The sequence below is a fragment of the Flavobacterium sp. XS2P24 genome, assembly GCF_030010285.1.
Taxonomy (GTDB): Bacteria; Bacteroidota; Bacteroidia; order Flavobacteriales; family Flavobacteriaceae; genus Flavobacterium; species Flavobacterium algoritolerans.
Genome location: NZ_JASCRU010000033.1, coordinates 26,319 through 32,830 on the forward strand (window position 1 = coordinate 26,319; position 6,512 = coordinate 32,830).

Sequence of the window (6,512 nt, forward strand, 5' to 3'; positions counted from 1 at the left end):
AGCAAGTTCAGGATAAAAGATTGAAACGAATAGCTGGAAATAGCTCCTGAAAACAATCAGGATAAATACAAAAAATATGAAAGCAAAAGCATTTGATACCAGATTATTCAAACGAATATTAAAATTCACCAAACCCTATCAATGGCGTTTTAACGGTGTGATTATTTTTGCCGTTTCACTGTCGATTTTTGCGGCATTACGTCCGTATTTATTGAAACAAACCGTAGATGGTTACATCGCAACCCAAGACCAAAAGGGCTTATTATTGTATGTAATCCTGATGGGAATTGTACTTTTACTGGAAGTATTCTCGCAGTTTTACTTTGTGTATTGGGCAAACTGGCTCGGTCAGGATATTGTGAAAGACATTCGAACAAAATTATTTCGCCATATTTTAAGTTTCCGAATGAAATATTTTGATCACGTTCCTGTGGGACAACTAGTGACACGTTCGGTTTCAGATATTGAATCCATTGCCCGAATTTTTAGTCAGGGATTGTTTATGATTATAAGTGACTTGATGAAGATGGTTGTGGTACTGGCTTTTATGTTTTATATGAACTGGAAACTGACATGGATTGTGATTGTGGCGATGCCCATTTTAGTTTATTTCACTCGAATTTTCCAAAAGAAAATGCAAGTCGCCTTTGAGGAAGTACGTACCCAAATTGCCAATATGAATTCCTTTGTACAGGAACGCGTGACGGGAATGAAGATTGTCCAACTGTTTAATCGGGAAGAAATTGAATACGAAAAATTCAAAAGCATCAACGACAAGCACAAAAAAGCATGGATAAAAACCATTCTTTATAACTCCATCTTTTTTCCTATTGCCGATATTATTTCATCTTTAACCCTTGGTTTTATAGTCTTGTATGGCGGAATCAAAATATTAAACGGAGATAATTTCACCACTTTTGGAGATTTATTTTCGTACACGATGTTCATCGGGATGTTATTCAATCCATTGCGTCAAATTGCGGATAAATTCAACGAGATGCAACTGGGAATGATTGCCGCAAACCGTGTTTTTGATATTTTAGATACCGAAGATCAAATTCAAGATACTGGAGTTATCGAAGCGCCAATCTTTAAGGGAGACATCAAATTTAAGAAAGTACGTTTTGGATATATTCCGGATGAAGAAGTGATAAAAGGGATTGATTTAGAGGTTAGTGCAGGGCAAACTATTGCGATTGTAGGCTCTACAGGTGCCGGAAAATCTACGATTATTAATTTGCTGAATCGTTTTTACGAAATCAACAGCGGTTCAATTTATATAGACAATCACAATATTGAGAATTACACATTGAGTTCCTTACGAAAACAAATTGCAGTAGTATTGCAGGATGTTTTCCTTTTTGCCGATACTATTTTCAACAATATTACCTTGAACAATCCTGAAATTAGTCGCGAACAAGTTTTGGCTGCAGCCAAAAAAATTGGCGTCCATGAATTCATCATGAGTTTGCCGGATAATTATGATTTTGATGTGAAGGAACGCGGCGTTATGCTTTCTTCGGGTCAGCGCCAATTGATTGCTTTCTTGAGAGCGTATGTCAGTAATCCAAGTATTTTGATTCTGGACGAAGCCACGTCATCGATAGATACGTATTCCGAAGAATTGATTCAGCGCGCTACGGAAACGATTACCAAAGGCAGAACATCCATTGTGATTGCGCATCGTTTGGCAACGATTGTCAATGCAGATAAAATTGTGGTAATGGACAAAGGACTGATAGTAGAACAAGGAACTCATCAGGAATTAATAAACCGTGAAAGTGGGTATTACAAAAACTTGTATGATTCCCAGTTTTCGGTAGCGAATTAGTTTTTTTCACAAAGCGACAAAGGCTAAAAAAACACAAATTTGATTTTTACCTTGCAGCAGTTTGTTTAAAACCAAGGTCTTTTTCTGAAAATTTGTTAGTTTGCTACTTTATTACTTTGAAACTTTCTCAAAACAGAATAAATCCTTAAATTCGCCCAATCAATTAAACAAGAAAAACACACAAAATGAAATGAGTTTTTACGAATTCATTTTACCAATAAAAAACAAATAAAAAACTTTGAAATGAAATACGATATTATAGTTTTAGGAAGTGGTCCAGGTGGTTATGTTACAGCTATTAGAGCATCACAATTAGGCTTTAAAGTAGCCGTAATAGAAAAAGAAAACTTAGGTGGTGTATGCTTGAACTGGGGTTGTATTCCAACTAAAGCATTACTAAAATCAGCTCAGGTTTTTGATTATCTAAAACACGCTTCTGATTATGGATTGACTGTTTCATCATTTGATAAAGACTTCCCTGCTGTGGTACAACGCAGCCGTTCAGTAGCTGATGGAATGAGCAAAGGTGTTCAATTCTTGATGAAAAAAAATAAAATCGACGTAATTGATGGTTTTGGAAAATTAAAACCAGGAAAGAAAGTTGATGTTACTGACAAAGACAATAAAGTTACTGAATACAGTGCAGATCATATCATTGTAGCGACTGGAGCGCGTTCACGCGAGTTACCAAACTTGCCTCAAGATGGTGTAAAAGTAATTGGTTACAGACAAGCAATGACATTACCAACGCAACCAAAATCGATGATTATTGTTGGTTCCGGAGCGATTGGAATTGAATTTGCACATTTCTACAACTCTATGGGAACTGATGTAACCATTGTAGAATTTATGCCAAATGTAGTTCCTGTTGAAGACGAAGACATTTCGAAACAAATGGAGCGTTCTTTGAAAAAAGCAGGTATCAAAATCATGACTAACTCATCTGTTGAGAGAATTGATACTACTGGAGCAGGTGTTAAAGCATTTGTGAAAACAGCAAAAGGAGAAGAAGTATTAGAAGCTGAAATTTTACTTTCGGCTGTTGGAATCAAAACCAACATTGAAAACATTGGATTGGAAGAAGTAGGAATTGCTACTGACAAAGATAAAATTTTGGTAAATGCTTACAACCAAACGAACATTTCTGGTTATTACGCCATTGGTGATGTTACGCCAGGACAAGCATTGGCTCACGTAGCTTCTGCTGAAGGAATCAACTGTGTGGAGAAAATTGCAGGATTACATGTAGAACCTATCGATTACGGAAACGTACCGGGTTGTACGTATGCTACTCCAGAAATTGCTTCTGTAGGTTTGACTGAAAAACAAGCTAAAGAAAAAGGATACGAATTGAAAATTGGTAAATTCCCATTCTCAGCTTCAGGAAAAGCAAAAGCTGCCGGAACACCGGATGGTTTTGTAAAAGTAATCTTTGATGCTAAATACGGAGAATGGTTAGGATGTCACATGATTGGTGCCGGAGTTACGGATATGATTGCTGAGGCAGTTGTAGCGCGTAAACTGGAAACTACAGGACATGAAATCCTTAAATCAATTCACCCACACCCAACTATGAGCGAAGCAGTTATGGAAGCTGTAGCTGATGCATATGGCGAGGTAATACATTTATAGATTGTAGATTAACGATTTTTGATTTCAGATTTATTAATCCGATTTGTGAAAGCAAATCGGATTTTTTTTATGGAATCATTTCCAACACAAAGCATCCATTTTGTGGAAATTTAACATATTAACATTTATTTACAAAGCAGCGTTATGAACCTATTCAATTCTGCTTTATATTTGTATTTCAAGCCATTTTACTAATTCCATTTCGATTTTATTCCATCATAAATGAATACTGAAACCATCCGTTTTTCGAATACACTGCATGAAAACCAAAATAAAAATTGGGTAAGAGCCATCGATTCTACCAAAATTATCAATTGGATTGATGATTTATTCAAAATATTATTTCCCGAGAAAGTTTTGGAAACCATACAAATCGAATTGCTTTTGGACCAAAACAAAGCCAACTTTATTGCTATCCTTTCGGAGATTGTAAAAGATAAGACAGCCAATGAAATTCTGGATGACGCCGAATCTTTTTACACCGTACTTCCTGACCTTTACGGATTCATGCAAAAAGATGCACAAGCCATATTAGATACGGACCCCGCTGCCGATTGCATTCAGGAAATCATCAATTCCTATCCCGGTTTTTTTGCCATAGAAGTCTATCGCATTGCCAATGCTATTGCTTCCCGTACCTCTTGCCTGCTGCCACGAATTCTTACCGAATATGCGCATAGCAAAACCGGAATTGACATTCACCCAAGTGCTACCATCGACGTTCCTTTTATGATAGATCATGGCACCGGAATTGTCATTGGCGAGACCACAACCATAGGAAAACATGTGAGTATTTATCAAGGAGTTACTTTGGGAGCGTTGCAAGTCGAGAAAAACATGCAGGAAAAAAAACGTCATCCTACCGTAGAGGACCATGTTATTATTTATGCCAATGCCACCATTTTGGGCGGAAGCACCATCATAGGAAACCACAGTATTATAGGCGGAAATACGTTTATAACCAAGAGTGTGAATCCGTATTCATTTGTCATGCAATCCAATAAAAATACTGTTTTGAATCAGCAGGAAACAAAAGATATTAATTTTTTCTCCATATAAATTATGACAAAATACAACAACATACTCGAAACAATAGGCAACACGCCACACGTAAAAATCAATCGCTTGTTTGGTGCCAACCATAATGTTTGGATCAAACTGGAACGTGCTAATCCCGGGGCCAGTATCAAGGACAGAATCGCCCTTGCCATGATTGAAGATGCCGAGGCTAAAGGATTATTGGCAGCAGGAGGCACTATTATTGAAGCTACCTCCGGAAATACGGGAATTGGTCTCGCCATGGTTGCTGCCGTAAAAGGCTATAAATTAATGCTGGTCATGCCAGAATCCATGTCTATAGAAAGACGCCGACTCATGAGCCTTTATGGTGCCGAATTTGTCTTGACGCCGCGTGAAAAAGGAATGAAAGGCGCACTGGAAAAAGCACAGGAATTAGTAACCGAAATGCCTAATGCCTGGTCGCCGCTACAATTTGAGAATCCTGCCAATATTGAAATTCATAAAACAACCACCGCTCAGGAAATCATAAAAGCATTCCCTGACGGACTGGATTATTTGATAACCGGCGTAGGAACCGGCGGTCACATCACAGGTTGTGCCGAAATATTAAAACAACATTTCCCCAACCTGAAAGTCTATGCCGTAGAACCTGAAGCATCCCCGGTAATCAGTGGTGGTGCACCGGCTCCCCACCCTATTCAAGGAATTGGAGCAGGATTCATCCCCACAAACCTGCATACTGATTTACTGGACGGAACCATTCAAGTGAGCAAAGACGAAGCATTTACTTATGCCCAAAGAGCCGCCAAAGAAGAAGGCATGTTCGTAGGAATATCCTCTGGTGCATCGCTCGCAGCAGTGGCCAAAAAACTGCATGAAATCCCTGAAAATGCCAAAGTCTTGACTTTTTGTTACGACACCGGAGAACATTATTTAAGCATCGAAGGCTTATTTGTTTAAACGAAAATACCTTTAAATACGAACCGATTTGTGAAAACAAGTCGGTTTTTTTTGTGGCTTTTTTTGGGCGTGTCCTTGTTGTTGCACTTTCGTATAAATTACTTTGTTTAGTCCTACAACAAGGTCAGGCTGTTTGTTTCCGCTTTTATTATTTTACCCTTCGGGTTAAAACAATAAAGAGCTCCACTTCCATCCTTCACCTTTACTTTGCAAAAGTATTCAACAAATTAAAAGCCCTTTTGATGATTTATAAGATAATTATTATACATTTGAAAACAGATAAAGACTGACCTTTATCAGACATATCTACCTCATTTAGGGATGATATGTCTGATGTCGTCAGTAGTATATACTAGTTACAAGCTATACCTTAGACAATCGTTCACTAAATAACATCGAATGAAGTATAATATTTTACTTTTCCTATCTGTTTTTATGGCTTGTCAATCAAATAAGACGACTGAAACTTGTATTGAAAATTTATTGGAGAAAAATATTCAATTGCCTTGTTATATTAGCAAAGAAATCTCGCCTCGGGATCCACAACACGGAAGAATTTTTTATGCCTTTTATTATGAGGATAATTGTATTTTTTTTATAAATACAACCGGATTTTATTCAAAACATATAGAAACGTTTCTTGATAATGGACAGTGGCTAAAAGTTCAAAATGAAAAATATATAAGTTTCGAAGGAAAAAATCCTGAAAATGGAAAATATTGGAAACTGATAAAAATGCCAGGGAGAATAATTGGCTATGTGAATGCTTCAGAAAAAATGAAAATTAGATTTGATTTCGCAATTGCGTCCTTTAAATAATTGGCACAGCTTGTAACAGCCGTTTCAAGCCATTTGCTCGTTTTGTTTAAATGGAAACAATTATTTTCATAACTTCGTTTTTCCTAGCGGAAAATACTCAGTTCCAAAGTCGCGAACGGCTTGAAGCGTCAGGACGTCAGGCAGTGAAAAAACCTCTTTTTTCTAATATAATCTTCAAATTTCACGATACCACAATTCAAATAAGGCCTTTTAAGAAGCCGCTTTTTTTAGGCTGCAAATTTACTTTGAT

General features: G+C 37.2%; 6 protein-coding genes. All 6 read left to right on the forward strand.

Translation table 11 applies throughout. The features are described from left to right. Window positions 1-76: 76 nt before the first annotated feature. On the forward strand, window positions 77-1,831 hold the full coding sequence (locus tag QLS31_RS14785) for an ABC transporter ATP-binding protein (RefSeq protein WP_099716297.1): 1,755 nt from the start codon (window positions 77-79) through the stop codon (window positions 1,829-1,831). Window positions 1,832-2,074: 243 nt separating this feature from the next. After that, a complete protein-coding gene (lpdA, locus tag QLS31_RS14790; protein WP_282744484.1) occupies window positions 2,075-3,463 on the forward strand; it encodes a dihydrolipoyl dehydrogenase in 1,389 nt (462 codons plus the stop codon). A gap of 222 nt (window positions 3,464-3,685) precedes the next feature. Beyond that, window positions 3,686-4,522, forward strand: coding sequence for a serine O-acetyltransferase (locus QLS31_RS14795; protein WP_121342478.1), 837 nt, complete (start codon window positions 3,686-3,688; stop codon window positions 4,520-4,522). 3 nt (window positions 4,523-4,525) lie between these two features. After that, window positions 4,526-5,443 carry a cysteine synthase A gene (cysK, locus tag QLS31_RS14800; protein ID WP_282744485.1) on the forward strand — a complete coding sequence of 306 codons (918 nt, stop codon included), beginning with the start codon at window positions 4,526-4,528 and terminating at the stop codon, window positions 5,441-5,443. Window positions 5,444-5,842: 399 nt separating this feature from the next. Next, window positions 5,843-6,262 carry a hypothetical protein gene (locus QLS31_RS14805; RefSeq protein ID WP_282744486.1) on the forward strand — a complete coding sequence of 140 codons (420 nt, stop codon included), beginning with the start codon at window positions 5,843-5,845 and terminating at the stop codon, window positions 6,260-6,262. A gap of 50 nt (window positions 6,263-6,312) precedes the next feature. Then, window positions 6,313-6,512 (forward strand): hypothetical protein (locus QLS31_RS14810; protein WP_282744487.1); only part of this gene is annotated, 200 nt, incomplete at its 3' end.